General features: G+C 49.1%; 21 protein-coding genes, 1 tRNA gene and 1 pseudogene. 2 read left to right on the plus strand and 21 right to left on the minus strand.

The features are described 5' to 3' along the window. Positions 1-436: transposase (locus QMD53_01375; protein MDI6799329.1), on the minus strand; the 436-nt coding region annotated here is incomplete at its 3' end. 165 nt (positions 437-601) lie between these two features. Between QMD53_01375 and rpsT the strand changes: the two are divergent. Further along, a pseudogene (rpsT, locus tag QMD53_01380) lies at positions 602-859 on the plus strand (30S ribosomal protein S20). Between the two features lie 258 nt (positions 860-1,117). On the opposite strand, the gene QMD53_01385 reads toward rpsT, so the two are convergent. From QMD53_01385 to QMD53_01420, 8 genes are all read right to left on the minus strand, one after another. Next, positions 1,118-2,107: a DUF4349 domain-containing protein gene (locus QMD53_01385; protein ID MDI6799330.1), complete on the minus strand. Its 990-nt coding sequence runs from the start codon at positions 2,105-2,107 to the stop codon at positions 1,118-1,120. A gap of 49 nt (positions 2,108-2,156) precedes the next feature. Continuing rightward, positions 2,157-3,131 carry a DNA polymerase III subunit delta gene (holA, locus tag QMD53_01390; GenBank protein ID MDI6799331.1) on the minus strand — a complete coding sequence of 325 codons (975 nt, stop codon included), beginning with the start codon at positions 3,129-3,131 and terminating at the stop codon, positions 2,157-2,159. A gap of 57 nt (positions 3,132-3,188) precedes the next feature. Next, positions 3,189-5,459: a DNA internalization-related competence protein ComEC/Rec2 gene (locus tag QMD53_01395; protein ID MDI6799332.1), complete on the minus strand. Its 2,271-nt coding sequence runs from the start codon at positions 5,457-5,459 to the stop codon at positions 3,189-3,191. Between the two features lie 44 nt (positions 5,460-5,503). After that, positions 5,504-6,130, minus strand: coding sequence for a helix-hairpin-helix domain-containing protein (locus QMD53_01400; protein ID MDI6799333.1), 627 nt, complete (start codon positions 6,128-6,130; stop codon positions 5,504-5,506). A 180-nt stretch (positions 6,131-6,310) separates the two neighbouring features. Then, the gene (locus QMD53_01405) at positions 6,311-7,051 is read right to left on the minus strand and encodes a phosphocholine cytidylyltransferase family protein (GenBank protein MDI6799334.1); all 741 of its coding nucleotides are present in this window, start codon (positions 7,049-7,051) and stop codon (positions 6,311-6,313) included. 28 nt (positions 7,052-7,079) lie between these two features. Then, positions 7,080-7,895: a CDP-alcohol phosphatidyltransferase family protein gene (locus QMD53_01410; protein ID MDI6799335.1), complete on the minus strand. Its 816-nt coding sequence runs from the start codon at positions 7,893-7,895 to the stop codon at positions 7,080-7,082. A 5-nt stretch (positions 7,896-7,900) separates the two neighbouring features. Beyond that, a complete protein-coding gene (locus QMD53_01415; protein ID MDI6799336.1) occupies positions 7,901-9,100 on the minus strand; it encodes an alanine--glyoxylate aminotransferase family protein in 1,200 nt (399 codons plus the stop codon). A 70-nt stretch (positions 9,101-9,170) separates the two neighbouring features. After that, the gene (locus QMD53_01420) at positions 9,171-9,404 is read right to left on the minus strand and encodes a hypothetical protein (GenBank protein ID MDI6799337.1); all 234 of its coding nucleotides are present in this window, start codon (positions 9,402-9,404) and stop codon (positions 9,171-9,173) included. A gap of 209 nt (positions 9,405-9,613) precedes the next feature. Here QMD53_01420 and QMD53_01425 point away from each other — a divergent pair, with 209 nt between their 5' ends. After that, entirely contained in the window at positions 9,614-10,429 is an 816-nt protein-coding gene (locus QMD53_01425) for a polysaccharide deacetylase family protein (GenBank protein MDI6799338.1), read from the plus strand. Positions 10,430-10,436: 7 nt separating this feature from the next. Here the strand turns inward: QMD53_01425 and QMD53_01430 are convergent, their stop codons facing one another. The 12 genes from QMD53_01430 to QMD53_01485 form a co-directional block, all read right to left on the minus strand. Then, positions 10,437-11,390 (minus strand): glycosyltransferase family 2 protein, encoded by a 954-nt coding sequence (locus QMD53_01430; GenBank protein ID MDI6799339.1) that lies wholly within the window; start codon positions 11,388-11,390, stop codon positions 10,437-10,439. Beyond that, complete coding sequence (locus QMD53_01435) at positions 11,383-12,501, minus strand: glycosyltransferase family 39 protein (GenBank protein MDI6799340.1); 1,119 nt, start codon at positions 12,499-12,501, stop codon at positions 11,383-11,385. Before QMD53_01435 ends, QMD53_01430 begins: the two co-directional genes overlap by 8 nt. A 116-nt stretch (positions 12,502-12,617) precedes the next feature. Continuing rightward, complete coding sequence (locus QMD53_01440; protein ID MDI6799341.1) at positions 12,618-13,013, minus strand: EamA family transporter; 396 nt, start codon at positions 13,011-13,013, stop codon at positions 12,618-12,620. A 258-nt stretch (positions 13,014-13,271) separates the two neighbouring features. Beyond that, positions 13,272-13,811, minus strand: coding sequence for a hydrolase (locus QMD53_01445; GenBank protein MDI6799342.1), 540 nt, complete (start codon positions 13,809-13,811; stop codon positions 13,272-13,274). Between the two features lie 45 nt (positions 13,812-13,856). Beyond that, a complete protein-coding gene (lepB, locus tag QMD53_01450; protein ID MDI6799343.1) occupies positions 13,857-14,450 on the minus strand; it encodes a signal peptidase I in 594 nt (197 codons plus the stop codon). Next, a complete protein-coding gene (gene leuS, locus QMD53_01455; GenBank protein ID MDI6799344.1) occupies positions 14,451-16,928 on the minus strand; it encodes a leucine--tRNA ligase in 2,478 nt (825 codons plus the stop codon). Positions 16,929-17,010: 82 nt separating this feature from the next. Continuing rightward, a tRNA-Ala gene (locus tag QMD53_01460) sits at positions 17,011-17,085 on the minus strand. A 214-nt stretch (positions 17,086-17,299) separates the two neighbouring features. Beyond that, positions 17,300-17,635, minus strand: coding sequence for a ribosome silencing factor (rsfS, locus tag QMD53_01465; protein MDI6799345.1), 336 nt, complete (start codon positions 17,633-17,635; stop codon positions 17,300-17,302). A gap of 43 nt (positions 17,636-17,678) precedes the next feature. Beyond that, a complete protein-coding gene (locus QMD53_01470) occupies positions 17,679-18,659 on the minus strand; it encodes an LCP family protein (protein ID MDI6799346.1) in 981 nt (326 codons plus the stop codon). Positions 18,660-18,706: 47 nt separating this feature from the next. Continuing rightward, the gene (yqeK, locus tag QMD53_01475; GenBank protein MDI6799347.1) at positions 18,707-19,312 is read right to left on the minus strand and encodes a bis(5'-nucleosyl)-tetraphosphatase (symmetrical) YqeK; all 606 of its coding nucleotides are present in this window, start codon (positions 19,310-19,312) and stop codon (positions 18,707-18,709) included. Continuing rightward, the gene (nadD, locus tag QMD53_01480; protein ID MDI6799348.1) at positions 19,309-19,926 is read right to left on the minus strand and encodes a nicotinate-nucleotide adenylyltransferase; all 618 of its coding nucleotides are present in this window, start codon (positions 19,924-19,926) and stop codon (positions 19,309-19,311) included. Before nadD ends, yqeK begins: the two co-directional genes overlap by 4 nt. Before the next feature lie 42 nt (positions 19,927-19,968). Next, positions 19,969-21,219 carry a glutamate-5-semialdehyde dehydrogenase gene (locus tag QMD53_01485; protein ID MDI6799349.1) on the minus strand — a complete coding sequence of 417 codons (1,251 nt, stop codon included), beginning with the start codon at positions 21,217-21,219 and terminating at the stop codon, positions 19,969-19,971. Positions 21,220-21,252: the final 33 nt, after the last annotated feature.

The raw sequence follows: 21,252 nt of genomic DNA on the forward strand, positions 1-21,252 counted from the left end.
GCAGCATCATGCCGGCATAGGGCGCGCGGGGACGCTGTTTACGGTGTCTCCCTTTCCTTGAGGTCTTTGGCGCCAATCCCTTTGTTTGTAGTCTGTTCTTTACCCATGTATAGCTCCGTTGGCCGCTATGTTCCCTGCGATACCAACTATAAAAATGTTTGACGGCAAATCCTCTATACCGGTTGCTATACAGGTCAGATAAGGCCATAATCTCATCCACCGGCGCGCATCGGTGTGATACCTGCCCTAATCGCCTATCAGAAAGGCCACCCGTCCCCTCATCCTCATACCGAACCAGATAACGCCGAAATGTACGGGCACAGACACCAAGTAAAATCGCCGCCTCTTCCTGGGTTAAACTCCCCTTCTTCCATCCTTTATATGTTTCCTCAAATCTCATCTTCAAAGCCTCCTGTAGTATCTCCGTTCGTCTCATGTATGACCTCCTTTCTATAGTCATACATTCTAATCAATAACCGGACAATTTATGTGCTACAGATGAGGACAGTTTATTTGCTCGTGACACTCGTGACACATTAACTTGTCAGTTAAAAATCGATGTGTTATACTGCGCACTGTTTTAACAATATGGGAGGAAATTTTGGCAAATATTAAATCTCAAATCAAAAGGGCTCGGCAGGCTGAGGTGAGACACAAGAGGAATAAGGATGCCAAGTCAGCACTGAAAACCCTGATTAAAAAGTTCAACGTGGCGGTTGATAAAGAGGATAAGACCTTGGCAGAGACCTCGCTCAAGAACGCAGTAAAGGCTCTCGATAAGTCGGTTTCAAGGGGAATAATCCACAAGAACAATGCCGCAAACAAGAAATCCGGTTTGTCCAGGCGTTTTTCGGCAATGCCCGAGAAGGTAGCGCCCAAGGTTGAAGAGAAGGTTGAGGAGACCGCGGTAGAGACCCCGGCCGAAGAGAAGACAGCAAAGAAGACGACCGCAAAGAAGGCGGTTGTCAAGAAGGTTGAAGACAAGAAAGACGCAAAGAAGCCAGCTCCTAAAAAGCCGGCTGCCAAGAAGACTGAATAGACAGAGAAGGATTTACATGTTTTAGGGGTGCTAGCCTTTGGCTAGCACCCCTGATTTTTTTGACCTTGATTAGTCGCGTTATGCTCCCGTCTCCTTGACCTTCTTCTTCTCAACAAACCTTATATATACCCTCCAACCCAGATAGCCAAGGAGGACGAAGGGCATGAGAGTGCCGATCATGACTATAAGGAAGCCCACGATACCTATCAGGTTCTTGGAGACGGCCCTTAAGGCATCGGCGATCCGAAAGTCGAAGATGGGCTGGGTTATCGATCTTGGCTCCGTAAGATCCAAGGTTATGGTCGCCATGGCAATATTTCTATCAAGATAATCGAGTTGACCTTTGATCGACTCGATCTCTCCTCTCACCCTGGTCAGAGCCTCTTCTATCTTGACCATATCCTCAACCGTCTTGGCCGCATTCAATATCTCAAGATAGCGCTGCTCCTGCCTTTCGTAATTGCCAAGTCTAGCCGTAAGATCTATGTGCTCTTCGCTGACTTCGGCCAGGGTCTCCTGCTCGGACTCTATCCTGCCCAGTTCTTTCAGCTCGATCACGGCCGCTTCGAAATTTTCGGCGGCAACCTTGATGATAATGTTTCCAGAAAGCGAGATCTCCTCTCCGCCTCCCCCCTCTCTGAGCAGGACGGGATAGTCGTCTTCATTGGAATAGATGTTTGAGCTTAAGGTATAGCCGCCAAACTTCTTGGCCACCTCATCAATCTTGCGAAAGCTCTCCCTAAGATCATCCACCGCCATCTCGATGAACTTGTTCTTTATGACCAGCCTATCGCTTGAAGAGAGCCCCTCTCCTTCAAGGAGAGCGGGTAAAGCCGGCTCATCCCCGGCAAGCTTGGCTGACTCCTCTTGAAAAGCCTCAGGTGCGGGCAGATCCCCGGCCATCCTCTGTGAATCATCGATAAATACCCCGCTCTCACTCTCGGCAAACCAGTAATTTAGAGACCCAAAGAGAACCGGGGTGATTATCGCGCCGGCGATGGCCGCAACCAGTAAAAATGTCTTCCAATCCCTCTCGATTCTGATTCTCATATCACACATCCTTTCCATCGTTTCGTCGATTTGACGATGGAAGCAGAGTGGGTGTTCCAATTTCTACTCAACTCTCTTCGATTATCTTTTCTATCAACATCTCGAGGATGAGATCTGCCGCCTTCTTACCGCTCTTGAGCTCAACATCGGCAGCAAGAAGGTGGGAGTGGACTCTGGTTAGTTCGCCAAAGGAGAATCTTTTGCTCTGTTTCTCATATCTTAAGACCACGAAGGGGGGGAGTTTTAGGGCGGCCGCAAGACCTGAGCGGGCCAAGGCCCGCCTCTCCAGAAGGACCTTGGTCTTTAGGATCAGTCTGAATTGACGCAGAATCATATGAAAGAGATAGGAGGGGGCCTGACCTTGGGCGATCAGAGTCCTTAAAACCGTAAATGATTCCGTCTTTTTTCGCTCGCCTATGAGTTCAACCAGTTCAAATACGCTCATCTCAAACGACTTGGTTATGAGCGGCTTAAGACCGGAGAGAGATATCTCCTTTTTGCCCATGTTATAGAGGAGGACTTTTTCTATCTCACCGCTTAACACCATAAGATCGTTATCGACATTGGAGCAGAGATATTGTGCGGCCTCAAGACTTACTTTCGCCCCCTTATCCAAAAACCTCTTCTTGACCCAGTCCGGAAGCTCGGAGCGGCTTGGGGGCTTATATTCAAAGGCGTAGCCCAATCTATCCGCGAGCTTGTAGAGTCGACTTCTCTTGTCGAACTTCTCAGCCATAAGGACCAGATAGGTCGATTCCATGGGATTTTCAATGTAGGATAAGACCTCGTCGCTAACTTCCAGACGGTCGGCCTGATCGACCAGGACAAGACGATTGGCCGAAAATAGAGAGCCACTATTTAGGGCCTGGAGAAGGTGGTCCGGAGCTACCTCGCCCCCCCGCAACATCTCAAAATCGATCTTCGAGCTGGCCTCTTCGTCCAGCCTCTCCTTCAGCCTTCCTATCGCCTCCTCCAAGAGCAGGCGCTCCTTACTGTAAATCAAAAAGACCGGTTTTATCTCCTTCTTGTTCTTCTTGGCCAAGGCCTCTCCACCAACCATTCTTGCTCATTAGTCCTAGGGGAATAATATTAAGCGAAGTCAGCGCCCCTTCTCAACCCTTATTGCAAAATCGCTAAGCCTTACGGTCACATCACCGTCCCGATCGGTCCGGTATATGTCTACCCCAAGGCTCTCAAGCTCAAGGAGGGCCTCCTTGTCTGGATGATTGAACCGGTTATTGGCTCCGACTGAGATCACGGCCACTTTTGGATCGACAAGCTCTAAGAACTCGATCAGAGAGCCGTCTGCGCTGCCGTGGTGTGCGACCTTGTATACATCACTTTTTACATTCAACCCCGCCCTTATCATCTCAGCTTGGCCCCCTTCCTCGATGTCTCCAGTAAATAACACCCTCATCCCGCTTAAGTCAAGCATTACGACCATCGAGTCGTCATTTGGGTTTAAGCTCGCCTCCTCATCATCTCGATCCGGAGTCAAAACCTCGACCTTGATCTCCTCTCCAAGCAGGATCTCATCGCCCCTTGCGCCATCTTTGTGCTCTATGCCCCTCTTTTTTACGACCGTTAAGAAGTCGAGATATGATGCTGAATACGACTCCTTTTTGGAATCCAGCACCAGACCGACTTCGTAGTCGTCAATAACTCCAAAGAGACCTTCCATGTGATCCTCGTGTGGATGGCTCAGGATTATCAGATCCAACTTGCGTACTCTCATCTTTCTTAAGCGCTCGCTTAGGGCTCCGTAATTGCCGCCACCGTCTATCAGGATCGTCTCTCCGCTCTCGCCAAGGACGAGGGCGGAGTCCCCTTGACCTACGTCAAAAAATGTCACAGACGGCCCGCTAGGTGCAAAATGAAGTGCGATCACCTGGATTGATATCGTAATGGTCAGGGTCACCAGGCCCGCATAGATGATTTTTTTCATGTTCAACTTTGCCCCTTTTCTTCTCAGGAGCTCCAAGATCACCATCGCAACCAGATAATAGAGGATGATGATCCAGAGCGAAGGCTCCGTTGCTGAGATATTCATACCCGGAAGTGATGAGAAGAGACGGACAAGGGCGAGCATCAGATCGATCAAGATGGCTGCAACCTTATAAACCGGCCAGGCCAAGATGGGTGAGATCAGAAAGAGCAGAGAGGCGATAAGGCCTAAAAATAGTATGGGGGCCAAGATCGGGGTGATGATGAGATTTGCAGCCGGGGTTAAGATGAAGAACTCCTTGAAATATTTGATTAAGAGCGGAAAGACTAAAATTTGGGCGCCAACCGTTACTGCCAAGGACTTGTCAAGCCATTTAAAGCCGGTATCACAAAACCCCTCGATAATTGGAGAGATGAGGATTATCCCCAGGGTGGCCAGAAAAGAGAGCTGGAAACCAACATTGAAAATCGAGAGCGGACTGAAGGTCAAGATTAAAATAGCGGCCAGCGACATGGCCGAAAGAGAATTCTTCTCCCTCCCAAGATACCATCCGATATATCCGAGGATCAGCATGACGGCCGCCCGGATAAGTGACGGAGCCGGGCCGACCAGAAAAGCATAAAATCCAACTCCCAAGATAGCGAATAGATGTTTTAACCGGCCGGAAAATCTTGAAAAGAGTAGAAAGAGAAGGGCTCCGATAATCCCGACATGAAGACCAGATACGGCCAATACGTGGGCTACGCCGGCGTCTGAAAAATCCTCTCTGACCTTAGCCGGTATCTCAGATCGCTTGCCAAAGAGAAGGCCGCTCAATACCGCCGACTCCTCCTTGGTCAAAGCCGATTTGGAGCCGTCGATCAATCGTCTTTTGAAAGTTTCAAGTCTGCCGCTGCTGCTCTCTCTATGTATTATATCTTGTGGGGAGATCAAAAAGATGGTGGCTACATGACGCTTCAAAAGATAATCTCGGTAATCAAATGATGTGCCCACCACCTCACTTGGGCGATACGGTTTGCCCGAAAAGATTATCCTCTCCCCATCTTTGAGATCTAGCCCCTCCCCCTGGATCTCCACCCTCGTCCGCTCAGAGGTTCTGTAAAAACCCCCATCAAATGAGACGGCTTCCACTTCTATCTCAAGAGAAGACCCATCACCTGACCTTTTCGGAGCCGATGTTATCTTGCCGGAAACCTGAGCCTCCCTCTTCTCATTAGCGAGCCTGGGCAAAATGCCGTTTTCCACGCGAGCTATCTGAAGGCTCATCGCAAGAGCGCCAAGGATTAAGGAGATCAAGATGATAAGAATGCTATTTGCTCCCGATCGTTGAGACCATCGAAAGAGCAGAATTGGGAATGTTAAAAAAACAAAAGGGATGATGATCTTTAAATCGAGTCTGAAGTGGTAGGTTAAGCTGAGACCCAAAATCTGAAATGCGGCAAAAAGGAAAAGGGGTGGGATCTTAGGTCTCAATAGACCGAGACCTCGTCCTTGAGTGATTCGAACTTCTTCTCACCGATCCCCTTCACCTTCAGAAGATCTTCGGCTCTTTGAAATGGACCATTATCATTGCGATATTCTACGATCCGCTCTGCGATCGTCGGACCTATGCCGGTAAGTTTTTCAAGCTCATCCGATGTCGCCTGGTTGATATTTATCAAACTATTTTCGATAAAATTAGAGCCCGTGAAGGGTTGGGCGGCCAATCTCTCATCAATCGTCGGGATGTAGACCCTCTGGCCATCTACCAGTTTTGCTGCAAGATTGAGTGAATTTAAATCGGCATCAGCCCTGGCTCCCCCAGCCTTGTCTATGGCGTCCTTAACCCTGTCTCCTTCAAGGCAAGTATAGACATCCTCTGCGTTAACCGCGCCGCAGACGTGAATGACTATCTCTTTTTCTGCGGCCTCCTGAGCCTCACCCTCCGCAAGCATATCATACTCCTTGAATTCTACCCTTTTTGGCTTTGACGATTTCTGGACGATCAGTATGCCCCCAAAAAGAATGACGGACAGAAGGATGAGACCGGCCAACTGCCTATTACTAAAGATTGAAGCCTCTTTTATTCGTTGGAGCAACTCTTTAAGCTCTTCCAAAAGGACCACTCTTCGTTTTATATGACTATCTTCTGCACATGATAATCTATTCTATAACTAGAAAATAAACCCTTCTAATTTTAGAGCAAAATGATATGTTTTTAAATCGAATTATTTTAGCTATAAAGATTGGCCTGTGCTGAAGGAATGATTTAGAGATAGTCCAAAGAGGCCTTAAAATTAGGGGCGGGTAAAGAGCTTTTTGGCGAGATTGAAGTCTTCGATCGTGTCTATCTCAACCCATCTGAGACCGGTTATATCAAGAGCTAAAAAAACCTCTCCCGCCTCTATCAGGCGTTCGTAAGCCGCTTCATAGTAGGCGTTAAGGTTGGATGGATCTTCCATCATCGTTTCAAGCTCATGGAAGAGATTGCGAGAAGTTGAAGCATCTATCCTCTCTATCCCTATCGATTCACCAATCGCCTTTTTAGGGTCGACCTCTTTGCCGACCCTTGTGACCTTGCCAGTTTGATCGGCTTCCACCTTGACCTCCTCTTGACCCAGATGGATATCCCCGTCAACTAAAAGAATGTTTGCTCCACCTGCTTCAAGCAAACGAGCAAGAACCCGTTCTTCAAATATGACGTCCGCATCGAACTTAAGAAAGCTTGATCCCGCAAGATGGCTTTTGGCGAGCATGAGAGAATAGGCGGTATTGGTCTCGGCGTATCTGGCGTTCTCGATTATCTCTATCTCGATATCATAAGGCTTATCATGTACTAGCTTCTCTATGTTATCCTTGAGATAGCCGGTTACAACCACGACTTCATCGATTCCAGCTCCGATAATGCCGCCTAGCATCCTCTCAAGGATCGCCCTTCCATTTATCTCTATCAAGCTCTTTGGTCTATCATCGGTGAGAGGCCTAATTCTCGAGCCGACTCCGGCCGCAAGGATCACAGCTTTCAAGTTATCGCCCAATCCAACTCCCAGTCGCATATCGTAAGCTTTACTTGCGCATCGGATCCAAAAGCCCGTCCTTGGCCCTCAATATCTGGCTCCCCCTCTGAAATAGTCTAAAAAACGCGATTAAGACCTGACTTGCAGCCAGAAGTATAAGGGCAATCTTAAGTCTATTGATAAGGGCGAAGAAGGCTGTAAAAATCGCAAATTCGGCCTCGTCGACCAGTATTATGCTTGCGTTTTTCTTGAAGAATAGTTTTATCTGGCCGCCAAGACTTGCCCTCAACTCTTTCCGCTCGGCCAGGGTCTCCTTGAAAAGCTCTTCTTGCCTAAGGGCGGAGGCCTTAAGGTAGGCTTCGTCCCTCATGGCCTCACTCAAGACGGTCTCGAGCTTTATGTAATAGCGAAAATTGAAGAAGAAGCAAGCGGTGAAGCCGAGAAAGACCCAGAGGACATCGTCATATCTAATATATTGTGAGATAGAAAGAGAGATGGTTATCACGTAGATTTTTAAGACATCGACGACCTTATCGAGGTAATTTCCAATATGACTCGAAAGCCCCCTCGCCCTTGCAATCTGGCCATCGAGCTGGTCTCCAATATAGCCGAGGACCAAGAGAAGGGCTGCCAGTTGGAGGCGACCGGAGAAGTTCAAGAAGAGAAACATCGATCCGATGACGTATATGATAAATGATAGTATGGTCACAACATTTGGAGTCAGCCAGCCGATCTTGACAGCAGCGGGAAGTATCAAACTGGTCAGAGGATACCCGTAATTATCGGCCCAATTACCGAAGCAAGCTGGTTTTGCGGCTTCTTTTAGCCTTCTCTTCAGCTCGGCCCGCTCGGTTTCGTTAACCATCCAAGCTATACCAGATTCTCCAAGCCGGCTGAATCTATCTCCTCTTGACCTGGGGAAGATGGGACCGAGAGATCGGGAAACATGAATACTTGGAGTATCTCTCCCAGAGCCTCAAGAAAATAATCGATATCATTCAGGCTCAGCTCGCCTATGCTGCCGACTTGAAACACCTTTTCTTTAAGGGGGCCCTTGCCGCCATAGATGACGATTCCCCTATCTTTAAGGTTATCCTTTAAGTCATTAAACTCGATATAATCCGGCATCTTGACGGTAGTCACAACCGATGACATCCGACTCTCGTCTATCAAAAGCTGAAGATTCAACCTTTTCAGTCCCGCCCTAAGTCTTTTGGCAAGTGCGGCCGTGTGCAGCCTTCTTTGGGCTACCCCTTGGGTCAGAATATTCTCAAGAGCGACATCAAGGGCAAAAAAGAGGTTAACCGCGGGAGTATTTGGCGTCTGAAGATGACCCGCAAGAAAACGATAGTGCTTATAAAGGCTGAGGTAAGAGGTCTTGGACTTGACCTCCTTGAGTTTCTCGAATTCAGCCTTCTTGCCAAGGACAAACGAGAGACCGGGGAGCGAGGAGATCGCCTTGGAAGATGATCCGGAAAGAAAATCGATGCCGGACTTCTCCACGTCAATCTCATCGCCGCCTGCGCTGCTGACCGCATCGACGATGAACATCTTCCCATGGTTCTTGCAGATTTTGCCTATTGACTCGATGGGATTTAGCATCCCGGTGCTGGTCTCATGATGAACCATCGCAACGATATCCACCTGGCCCTTTGCAACACAGGACTCGATGACCTCGGTATCCAGCGGTTCGCCCCAACAGAATTTAAGCTGGACGGTCTGCTCGTTATGTATTTTAGATATCTTATATAGCCGCTCGCCGAACTCACCGTTGGAGAGGATGAGTATCCTCTTCTCACCGACGACCGAGGAGAGGATGGATTCATTGGCTGCGCTTCCCGATCCGGTCAAAAAGACCACCCGATAGAGAGATTCATCTTCCATCTCAAACAGGTCAAGCAACCTGCTTTCGACGCTTGATAGAAGATGAGAGAATTCGGCCTCACGATGACAGATGTCCTGAAATATAGTTGCCCGCTTCACATTATCTGCCACATTTACAGGACCGGGATTGAATAGGATCTCTCTTTTTTGTCTCTTTTTCGTTTTATCGATAAAGGTCTGCTTCATCTCTATCTGCCCCTAACTTAAATTAAAATCGTGTCTATACAAAGAGCTTTTAGGATAGGTTAACAATTCGTTAATTGTCAAGCAGGTGACCGAGATCCTGAGCCACCCCCAGAAGCGTCGGACTGCCAACGTTTACCGCCATCACATCGGCCACCCCTCCGGTCACAGCTCCGCTCGGATCTCCCGCCCAAGCGAGGCCCGTGGTCAGGAAGAGGGCGGCCATCATGAAAATAAAGGTCCTGACCGCCGCCCTCTTCATAAACCTAATGGCACCGCCGTTTGAAAAATTTAAAAAACTTCCCAATTTGATCACCCCCGTAAAATTTGGATTTGAGCTACTTGGCTCTAATGACTATGGTAAGGCCGCTCGGTTTCACTGATGTTATCTTGAGGTTAAATGTATGTTAACTTGCCATCAGTCCGCTTGCGTTGGCAAATCTAAATAAAAGAATTAGAATACGAAGGGCTAAGAGCCGCTCAAAACAGCTTGGGCAAAGATTTTTTGGAGGACACTTGCGACTTAAAACTTTCTGGATTCTAATCATCCTGGCCCTTACCATCTCTTCTTTCCTCTTTTTTTGGGAGGGGAGGACTTCGATCCCGGGCCAGGGCGACATGAAAAGCGAAGCACTCAAAAGAAAGAGCTACCAAGACCTTCCTGAGATACCGGTCTTGGCCTATCACGGCGTTCAGGTTGAAAATGTAAGGATAAAGAACTACGACACCATCGCAGAAGATAAGCTGGAAGAGCACTTCAAATACATATCTCAAAACTTCGAGCCCATCACAGTGGACGAGCTCTTGGCCTACTACCGCCTGGAGCTGGAATTTACAGAAAAGAGGCCGATTCTCATATTCTTCGACGACGGCCTAAGATCAGTTTATGAATACGCCTTCCCCTTAGCAAAAGAATACGGCGTCGAATTCACCGTCGCTTATCTGCCAAGCGGACGTGAGCCCTATCCGATCGATGGCAAAATGACTTGGCAGGAGCTTGGGGAGATGAAGGAGTCCGGTCTGGTCGAGGTGGCCAGCCACTCTTTCGATCACTTCGATTTGACCTCGCTTGCTCAAGACGAGTTGCGATATCAGCTCACCGCCTCAAAGAGGATCATCGAGAAGAACCTGGGCCCGTGCTCGCATCTAGTCGCCCCTTACGGCAAATCGGATGAGAGGGTGAGACAAATCGCCCGTGAAGTTGGCTATAGGTCTCTCTTCGTCCATGGCCGGACCGTCATCGAAGATGATTCCCTCTTCGATCCCTTCGTGATAAAACGAATAGCAGTCTCATCCGATTACGGGGATAAGGATTTATCCAAGCTGAAATAGATGAGCTCTAGGAGAGTTTTTGAGACTCCTGGATATCGAGTACGGCCGCCTGTAATATCAGTTGGAAGCCGAAGACTAGAAGGACCAGAACGATGAGGAGCGTGCCAACCGGAGTCGGCTTGGGGTTGAAAATAGACCTTAGCCATAGGTAGATGCTGGAAAATAGCCCCATGGTAAAAAGGATTGAGCCAGGTATCATGAAGAGGGCGACCGGCGAAAAATTCCTTAGGATATGCTTGGCATAGAACCTTCGCCAGTAGCGATGAAAGAGCAGAAACGGGAATGTTAGACCAGTTTTGAAGATACTCACACCCGACTTCTCTTCCCCATAAATGGATGGAATAGCAACGTCCTTCACCCGAAAATCATAGACATTTAGTGCGATCAAGAGGTCGTTTTCAAAAAAATAGCCGGGATGTAATTTATCCAGAGATATCTCTTCCAAGCACTTAAGCTTGACGGCAAAGAAGCCGTTTTGAGAGTCGAAGATATTCCAGTAACCGGAGACTATTTTCGTCAAAAGGGTCAGGATCAGGTTGCCCAATAGTCTGACTTTTGGCATCCTCTCCAAATCGTGCCCCTTCAAAAACCTGTTACCCTTGGCATAATCGTAATCCCCCTCGATCAGGGGAGACAATAGATCTTCGAGCCGCTCAAGGGGCATCTGCCCATCGCCATCTATCTTGACGACTATCTCGACATCTCGGTGAGACTTTATAATCTCCTTGAATCCGGTCGTGGTCGCACCGCCGACTCCCAGATTCTTTGGCGTCTTAAGCGACTTTATCTTTGGATTTGAGGCGGCCAGCTCCTCGATCATCCTCAATGTGCCATCGCTGCTCGAATCATCGACCGCAAAGACGTTGTCGAAGAAGTCGGGAATCGAGCCCAAAACCTCTGCGATAAAGCTCTCCTCATTATGGGCCGGAACAACGGCCGCGATCTTCTTTCCCTTATACATCTTCAAAGCTCCAAGCGCGATGAATGACCTCGGCCGCAGTCAGCGACAGAAGCGGTATTATGCAATAGACGAATCTAGTCTCGGCCATGAAGGGAAGTAGCCCGGCCGTAAAGACCAAGAGAATCAAGGAGATCATCCTCAAATTCTTGGCTTTTGGGCTCATCGCTACGCCGACCCAGCCCAAGATTACTATCATATAGTGGTCGAATATCACGGAGCGATACATATTTTTATCCTGCGTAACCCAAGGAGCCTCAAACATCCTCCAGAACTTGCCCCAGGTGAACCACTTGAAGTAGAGGAGAGGTTGTTCTTTGAAGCCCTTGGCTATCGCCTTGACGGCATAACCGGTCATCGTCTCGCCCGCCGGCTCTTCTTTGATGAACTCCTTATAGGTGGGGCAGCGATGCCGATATTCTGACCCCAGTTCATAATGGTATGGATCGACTCCTGAAAGAAGCGGATCGCCGCCGTGAGTTGAGAACGGAGCCGGCGTGCCCAGAATAAGGGCATTCCTTGCAACCCAAGGCAGCATTATCAGAGAGAATCCGATCAAGGTGATCGCAAATGACCTGACCAGACCCTCCCTGTTTGTGGTGAACCAACTGTAGGCGAAGGGGACGATCAGTACGATGAAGGTGCTCGGCCTTGACAGGACGGCCAAGCCGAAAAGGATTCCCGTCAAGAAAAAGAGCCTTTTATCCCTCTTGTCTAGCGCCACCATCTGGTAATATATATAGCCGATGAAGAGGAATGTGGACAAAGATTCGGTAAGCAGAAATATCGGTCCCCGGAGGAAGGACGGGTGCAGGGCGAGCAGAATTGCGGCCATAAGACCGACCTTCTCGCACGATATACGTTTTCCTAAGAGGAAAGTGAAATAGAGAGTGAACGCGCCAAGGATGGCTTGAAAGATGCGGATGAAGAGATGGGGACCGCCCGCTTTGTTGGCATATCCGCTTATCCAGTAAATCAAGGTTAAGAAGAGCGGGTAAGTTGGGGTGACAAAAGCATTCGGGCTCTCGGAGGCGTAGCCATAAATCCCCTTATTTATGAGCTGCTTTGCCATCATTTCATAATGGATGGCATCGGGAGTGGCATAGATAGGCATATCGCCGAAGTTGACAATGGAGTTAATCGTGATAAAAAGATAAATTAATATTATGAACAGTAAGGCTAATTGATAAGGTCTCTTTTTCAATCCCAAACCCACTTGAAGAGGTTTTTTCATTGTGTCTTATAGCTTATGGCAACCAGGATGGTCCCGAGTAGGATCACAAATATTCCAATCCCTCGCGTTACTGGGATGCTCTCTTTGAGGAAGAGCCAGGAAACTAAGATGACGCCCATGTACGCCAGGATCACGAAGGGATAGGCATAACTCAAATCGACTTTTGACAGAGCGATCATCCAGAGCATGGCTCCGGCCGCATAGAGAATGAATCCTATCAAAACATCAATCGTTTTGAACGATGTAAAGAGTTTAGACAAGACCGCGATGGGACCGTCGAGAGCGATCTCACCGATCTTGTTCATCCCGATTTTTAAGAATAATTGCCCAAAGACCGCAAAGATCGAACTCAGAGAGACCGATAGTAGGGCCTCTATAGTGCTTCTATCCATAAACACCCGCTTAAATCTTGACTTCGTTTCAAAACAGAAGTCTATAATAACCATTATCCTCGGTCAAGCAGACCCTGGTCATTATCTCTTCTTGAAGACTGAAGGCGTGGTGACTCCCGCCAAATACGCTAAAAAAGAATACGATTGCGACCTAATTTAAGATGATGCTTCCAAAGAGGATTTGGGCATCGAATGAATTTAAGCCGCCCCAATGTCCTTATTGATCAGTTTGAAGCTTGAGCGATGGCAAAGGCTCGATCACTTAATGACGGCGAGGATCTTCTTGAACATGTCCCCTTCGGCCACCTTTAAGAGTTCGAAGAGGGCCGTCTCCACGCTCGTTATGTTTGAGCCCGCCGCCTTCAGGCTCTCTAAAGCTATCATCTTATTTTCGAGCTTTCTCGATGAGGTGGCATCGAAGGCAACTTGAACTTCATAGCCCGCCTCCTTCAAATCCCGCGCGGTCTGATAGACACAAACGTGAGCTTCGATCCCACAGATAAGGGCGGTCTTTCTATCAAGCGCCTTGATCGTCCTCATGAAATCCTGATTGCCGCAGCAGCTGAACGAGAGCTTTACGATGGGCTCCTCGCCATCAAGGACCTCTGCGACAGGTTGAGCGGTTGGGCCAAGACCGTTTGGATTCTGCTCGAGCCATACAATTGGAAGACCTAGAACCTTGGCCCCCTTGACGAGTCTTACCACGTTATCAAGGACTCCTTGAGAATCGTGCATGGCCCTAAGCAGCTTTTCTTGGACATCTATCAGAACTAAAAATGTCTCATCTGTGTTGATCATTTCGCTTGCAGCCTTTTAATAAGTCTATTTTTTAACCGGATTCATTCAGACGATCGGCCCGACGCCCGAGACCGGCCAGTAGCGATAGAAGACTTTGCTGGTTACGTATTCGAGAGAGATCGGCCCAAAAGACCTGCTATCCATGCTATTCCTGCGATTGTCTCCCAGCACGAATACCTCGTTCTCCCCGATTGTTGCCGGACCATAATTGGTAGAATCGAAGTACTCAACGTATGGTTCACTCAAGAGCTCGCCGTTCAGGTAGGTATCTCCGTCTATTATTTGAACCGTCTCGCCGGCCAAAGCTATAACCCTTTTGACAAGATTCTTAGAGCCGTCGGGGGCTTTAAGAATGACGATGTCTCCCCTTTCAATCGAGCTGAACTGGTAGGTGATCTTGCTCACAAAGACCTTGTCGTTATCATGCAGAGTCGGCTCCATCGAGTGCTGCTCGATTATGGTAGCCTCCACAACAAAGAGGCGGATGATGAGCGAGAGCAGGACTGCGATAATTACTATGAGCACCGTCTCTTTGACCAGAGTTATAAAACCGGAGGGTCTCTTAACTTCGGCGCTTCTTACGGTTTTTTCGTTTTTGAAAGCAAACTCTTCGGCACTCTCTTTTATCTCTTCATCCATCTACTTCACAACCAGATTAATAATTTTTTTGGGAACTACTATCACCTTGACTACCTCTTTGTCTTTTATAAACTCACTAAGCCTTTCACTGGTCAAAGCCAGTCTCTTCATCTCCTCTTCATCGACATCGGCAGGGGCGGTTACCCTATCTCTGACCTTACCGTTGACTTGAAGGATTATCGTTAACTCGTCGGCCTTTGCCAAATCGGGATCATAGGCCGGCCAAGCTCTTAAGTGAATGCTCCCCTCCCCACCACCGGCCTCGAAGAGCTCGTCGGCCAGATGAGGAGCGAAGGGAGAGAGAAGAAGAAGCAGACCTTCGGTGACCGCCGAGATGGTCTCAACCTCTGCCCCTCTTGAGCCCCCATCATCATAATGCTTATAATTCGCATTTACCAGTTCCATTATGGCGCTTATGGCCGTGTTTAAATTGAATCGCTCTATATCGCCGGTGACCTTTTTTATGCTTATGTGGAGAGCCCTTAATAGTTCTTTGTCCGACTCATCGGCCAGGGCCTTCGAGCCTGCCGAGGTCGCTTCAATATTTCTCATAACTATGCGATAAAGTCTATTTAAGAAGCGGTACGCACCCTGAACGCCTTGATCGCTCCAATCGAGTTCCTTCTCTGGCGGGGAGGCAAAGAGGATAAATAGTCTTGCCGTATCGGCCCCATACCGCTCTATTATTTCTCTAGGATCGACGACGTTCCCTTTGGATTTTGACATCTTGGCCCCGTCCTTGATGACCATGCCTTGGGTTAAAAGGTTTTTGAACGGCTCGCCGACATCAATGAGGCCTATGTCTCTCATGACCTTGGTGAAAAATCTGGAATAGAGAAGATGTAAGATGGCATGCTCGATACCGCCGATATATTGATCGACCGGCATCCAGTAGGCGGCAGCCTCCTTGTCGAAGGGGGCGACATCATCTTTAGGGCTCACATATCTTAGAAAATACCACGAGGAACAGGTGAAAGTATCCATGGTATCGGTCTCGCGTCTTCCTTCTCCACCACACTTGGGGCAGGAGACATTCAAAAATCCTTCATGCTTGGCCAAGGGCGAGCCGCCCTTTTCGCTTATCACAACATCCTCGGGAAGGATTACGGGAAGGTCCTCCTCCTTTACGGCAACCGCTCCGCAGCGCTCGCAGTGGATTATCGGTATCGGGTTTCCCCAATAGCGCTGGCGGGAGATGAGCCAATCTTTAAGCCTGTAGTTCACGGCTGACTTGCCCTTCTTTTGGCCTTCAAGCTCCTCTACGATGGCCCTTTTTGCGGCATCGCTCTCAAGACCGGTGAAGCGGGCCGAATTTACCAGAAAGCCATTGCCGCTGAAGGCCTCTCTCATTTGAGCCCCGTCTTTTGGGGCGGCCCCCTTCTCCTCGGCGACGACCTCTCTTATCGCAAGGTCATACTTTTTGGCAAAGGCAAAATCGCGCTCGTCGTGAGCCGGCACCGCCATGACGGCCCCGGTTCCGTAATCCATCAGGACGTAATCGGCAAGCCAGATCGGAACCCTCTTGCCATTTACTGGATTTATTATGTATGAGCCAGTAAAGACACCCCTCTTTTCGATCTCAGCAGAAGTCCTGTCTATCTCACTCACCGCAGCCAAGCTTTTTCGAAATTCATCCACGGCCGCTTTGCGGCCTGAGTCCATCTCGAGCTCATCTACCAGGGGATGCTCGGGAGCCAAAAGAAAGAAGGTGCAGCCAAAGAGGGTATCTGGACGGGTGGTAAAGACCGTGACGGTCTTGCCGCTTTCCAAGGTGAAGTCGACCATAGCCCCTTCGCTGCGGCCGATCCAGTTCTCCTGCATCACCTTGACTTTTTCGGGCCAGCCGCCGAGCTCTCCAAGGTCATCTAGGAGTTCTTTGGCATAGTCGCATATCTTGAAGAACCACTGTTTGAGTTCCCTCTTAACTACCTGGGTTGAGCATCTCCAGCAGCCGCCCCCCTCAACCTGCTCATTGGCAAGAACCGTCTCGCAGGATGGGCACCAATTTACATTGGCTTTCTTCTGGTAAGCGAGCCCCTTTTCAAAAAATTTCAAAAAGAGCCATTGGCCCCAGCGGTAATATTCGGGGCTACAGGTGATTATCTCCCGGTCCCAGTCATAGCTTAAGCCAAGTCTCTTCAGTTGGCCCCTCATCGTTTCGATATTTTGATAGGTCCAGTCCTTGGGATGGACACCCCGCTCGATGGCGGCATTTTCGGCCGGCATACCGAAGGCATCGTAGCCGATGGGATGGAGGACGTTAAAGCCGCGCATCCTGTTATAGCGGGCCAGAACGTCGCCTATAGAATAGTTTCTGACGTGGCCCATGTGGATATTGCCCGAAGGATAGGGGAACATCTCCAGAATATATTTCTTCTCTTTGGCAGAGTCGGCTTTGGACCGGTAGATACCGAGCTCCTCCCACCTCTTCTGCCATTTCGCCTCGACCGAGGTAAAATCGTATCTCTCCGTGCTCATCTCTCTGCCGCCCCTAAAGTTAAGAGGCCTTTCGTCCCTTGGGACGAAAGGCCTCTTCGCGTTTTGATCCAGCTTGCAAAATTGGTGGAGATGGAGGGAATTGAACCCTCGACCTCCTCCACGCCAAGGAGGCGCTCTCCCCCTGAGCTACATCCCCAAATTTGCCTTTAAATTACGCGATCAAAGATCGTTAACGCAAAGATTCTATCATACCTCTCGCTTTGGGCCTTCGGACCTTTTGGGACCCCGCATCTGCCCAGAGCCGGCTTTAAGTATAAATTTTACCGATCAACTTAGCGCCGGATCTTCAATTGCGTCGTAATTATATAGATGAAGATGGCTCAAGTCAATGGCGTAAAAGGGAGTTTGACTCAACCTATCCCTTCGACCTCGAGGCTTGGAGCGTCCTTAAAGAGCCGCTCTATGCAGTAGTAATCCCTAAGTCCTTCAGTAAAGATATGGATTACCACGCTGCCATAATCCATCAAGACCCAGCCAGCCTCGCCATCGCCTTCGATGCCGATCGGTTTGACCTTTTCCTCTATCAGTTCGTCCTTAATGGCTTGAACCAAGGAATCGAGTTGGCGGGATGATTTGGCGCTTAAAATCAGGAAGTAATCAAAGATAGAGAAGAGGTCGCGCATGTCTAAAAGCATGATATTCTCGGCCTTCTTCTGCCAGGCAGCATTGGCCGCCTTCTTGGCTATCTCGATTGGATCCAGAATCTTACTCCTTGTGTTTTAAGATACTCTATTGAGTCTCTGGCTTGTAATCATGACCTATGACGACTAAAACGTCGGCGATATCTTGAGTGACCGGTTTCTTGACTATTTTGCCGACTTTTAGAATCTCCAAGATCCTCTGGGGAGCCTCACTACCCTGGCCATAGTCCCAAACTTCCGTCTCTTTATAATCGAAGTTATCGGCATTTTTGCTTCTAATTACCTCAAATCCTCCGTTTATGAGCTTGCTTGCCGCATCGGCCGCAACTCCGGGAATGCCCGAGCCATTATAGACCATGACGCTGATCTTGGCCACCCGCTCCACTTTTATACCCCAGATCCGCTCGATCAAGCCTTCCAGCTCATCATCAATGGGCTCGAAGTAGCTCTCGTTGCCGACCACGTAGCTCTTTACCGGCAGAGGTACTATGCCGATATCATCAAAGCTCCTGGTCTTGGTTATAAGTGAGTCTATTTTGGTCTTATCCGCCTCGGAGAGATCGCTGCCGATATCCTTGTCGAAGATGCCCTCGAATTGATCTGTCAAGATCGTCTGGTAATCGGCCGCCTTCAATTTGACAAAACCCGTTATTTTTACGCCCAGAAGGTCTTGAATGGCTCCGATGGCCTTCGACTCGTCCCCTAAGGTTATTACGTCGCTAAGCCTTTTAAAACCTAGTGGCGGAACGGCAACGAAGGTATCCTTCGGTATTGAGATTCCGTTGACAGATTCCTCCGAGAAGTCGAGAGAGAGGACCGTGGCGCCATCTATCAGCTCTTTGCCAGATTCGCTGTTGATCCCAAGAACCAAGACTATCGTCCTCTTGGGATCGTCATCCAGCTTTCTAGAGCTCGGGGTCACGGTATCGTCCGACTTCGAGGAGAAGGGATTTATGTTGGAGAAGAAGAGAACAACTTTTTCGGGCAACTCCTTGGCAGGCTCGGGGAGCTGGCCGTCAAAGACGGTAAAGAAGACGCTAAGAAGGGCGGCCATTAATATGAGGAACATAAATAACCTCTTATTCCTCCTTTTTTTGGCGAGCCTTCTGCTTAACCTTATCCCATTACTCGAGATGATCTTCCGCTTTTTGATAATTGGAGCCAATTCCACACCTCAAAGGATCGTGGATGAATTAATTTGCCCGTCTTCAATAGATAATTTAGGGAGTGCTTACATGCCGTCTCAAAGACGTCAATAATATCCTTGCCCTGATAGTTGCGAATCTCTTCAACTCCCTCATATGATCTAGTTTTCTCTATCTTGTCAGCTATATATATTAGCATATCGAGGCGGCTCATGGGCACATCGGCGATCGTATGGCTGGCTATGGCCCTTAGGATCTCCTCATCGCCGATGGCAAGCTCCTTCCTGGCTATATGCGCGCCGACCGGGCCATGCAGCAAGTGGGGTTCCATCTCATCAAAGTCTGATAAATCATATCCCATCAACCTGGCCCTTTCGATCAGATCTTCTCCTTTTAAGTCCTTGGCAAGATCGTGCATTAGGGCGGCCACTGCCGCCTTCTCTTCGTTTACGCCAAATTCATAAGCCAGCCTTACGGCCTCATCCTTCACCCTTAAGGAGTGACTTAAGATATCCTCGCTAAGAAAGCCTTTTAGCCTCTGAATCATCTCCTTTTGGCCGACTCCTCTCCCCGTCATCCGTAAAAACCCGACTTTAAGATGTAGTTGGCCACCCCTTCCGGCAAGAGATACCTTATGGGGTGGAACTTCTTAACCCGCTCTCTTATATCCGTAGATGAGATGGCAAGGGCCGGTATCTCCATGATATCGATTCTTGGCCGCCTCGGCTCTACATCCCGGCCTTGATAGGGAAGGACGTGAAGCTCTTCGAACTTCTTTAGACAATAGCCGGGCCGAGTCGCCGCGATGAACCGGCACATCTCAGCGATCTTGCGATCGTCTTTCCAGGTGATTATCTCAAGTATCGCATCGGCACCGGTTATGAAAAAGAGCTCGACCTCGCTCCCGAATACCTTTTTAAAATGCCTTATGGTATCGACGGTATATGAGGGACCGGGCCGATCCACCTCTACCTTTGAGACCTCAAAATCTGGGTTGGATGCGGTCGCAATCACGCACATCAGATAACGTTCAACAGGATCTAAGGAAATCCGGCCATCCTTGTGGGGCGGAATTCCAGCCGGAACGAAGATGACCTTAGAAAGTTCGAATTGAACAAAGGCCTCCTCGGCTGTGACCAAGTGACCATTATGTATGGGGTCGAATGTCCCCCCCATGATCCCTATTCTCAATCCCTTAAACCCCCCTTAAATTCGAATCAAAATCCTAAAGTCCTACAAACGGATCTGGCCGGTCCCCTCAACCAAGTACTTCATCGAGGTCAGTGATTCTAAGCCCATCGGACCTCTCACGTGAAGCTTTTGCGTACTTATACCCATCTCGGCTCCGAGACCATACTGGCCGCCGTCGGTAAAACGGGTTGAGGCATTTACATAGACGGCGGCCGCATCGACTTCGTCAGAAAACCTCTTTGCCGCCGAATAGTCTTCCGTCACGATTGCCTCGGAGTGCTTGGTTCCGTACTTTTGAATATGTAAAATCGCCTCATCCAGCGAGGATACTACCTTAACAGCCATCTTCAAATCGAGATACTCGGTTGCCCAATCCTCATCGCTAGCAGGTTTAGCGCTCTCAAACACGGAGACTATCCTTTCACAGCCGAATATCTCAACCCCGGAGCCCGATAGCTCGGCAAGGATCTCTTTGGCAAACCCGCTCTTAAAGAGCTCTTCGTGGATCAAGAGGCTTTCGGCCGCGTTACAGACGCCCGGTCTCTGACATTTGGCATTAATGACGATCTTTTTAGCATTCTCCAAGTTGGCGGCTCTATCCAGATAGACGTGACAATTTCCAACACCCGTCTCAATGACGGGGATGGTCGAGTTCTCGATGACAGAATTTATCAGAGAGGCCCCTCCCCTGGGTATCAGGACATCGACAAACCGATTCAGCTTCATCAGTTCGGTCGTGGCTGCCCGGTCGGTATCTCTGACCGATTGAATAACGTTTTCGGGAAGACCTGCCTTCACCGCAGCGTTTGAGATAACTTTGGTCAGAGCCAGGTTAGAATTTACCGCTATCGAACTTCCTTTAAGGATCACGGCATTAGAAGCTTTGACGCAAAGACCAGCCGCATCGACCGTCACATTGGGACGAGCTTCATAGATTATGGCGATGACGCCAAGGGGGACTCTGACGCGCTGAATCTTTAGACCGTTCTTGAGACGCCACCCCGCCATAACCTCGCCGATGGGATTCTTGAGAACGGCTATCGCTCTAAGACCGCTCGCCATGTCCGCTATCCTCTCCTCGGTCAATAGGAGGCGATCCATGAGGGCGGCCGATATCTTCCTTACCTCTCCTTCGGCCATATCCTTGGCATTGGCCAAAAGTATCTCATCCTTCTCGCTCATCAGAGCCTCGGCCATCGCAAAAAGGGCCTCATCCTTTGTCGCCGTCGATGCCAAAGCAAGCTCGACCGAAGCGGCCTTGGCCATCTTACCAAGATCGAATACTTCGCTCATATCCCTTCCTCTCTCTGTCCCGTCTCAAAAGAG

The sequence above is a fragment of the Actinomycetota bacterium genome (assembly GCA_030017835.1).
In the GTDB taxonomy this organism is placed as follows: domain Bacteria; phylum Actinomycetota; class Aquicultoria; order UBA3085; family Oleimmundimicrobiaceae; genus Yes70-04.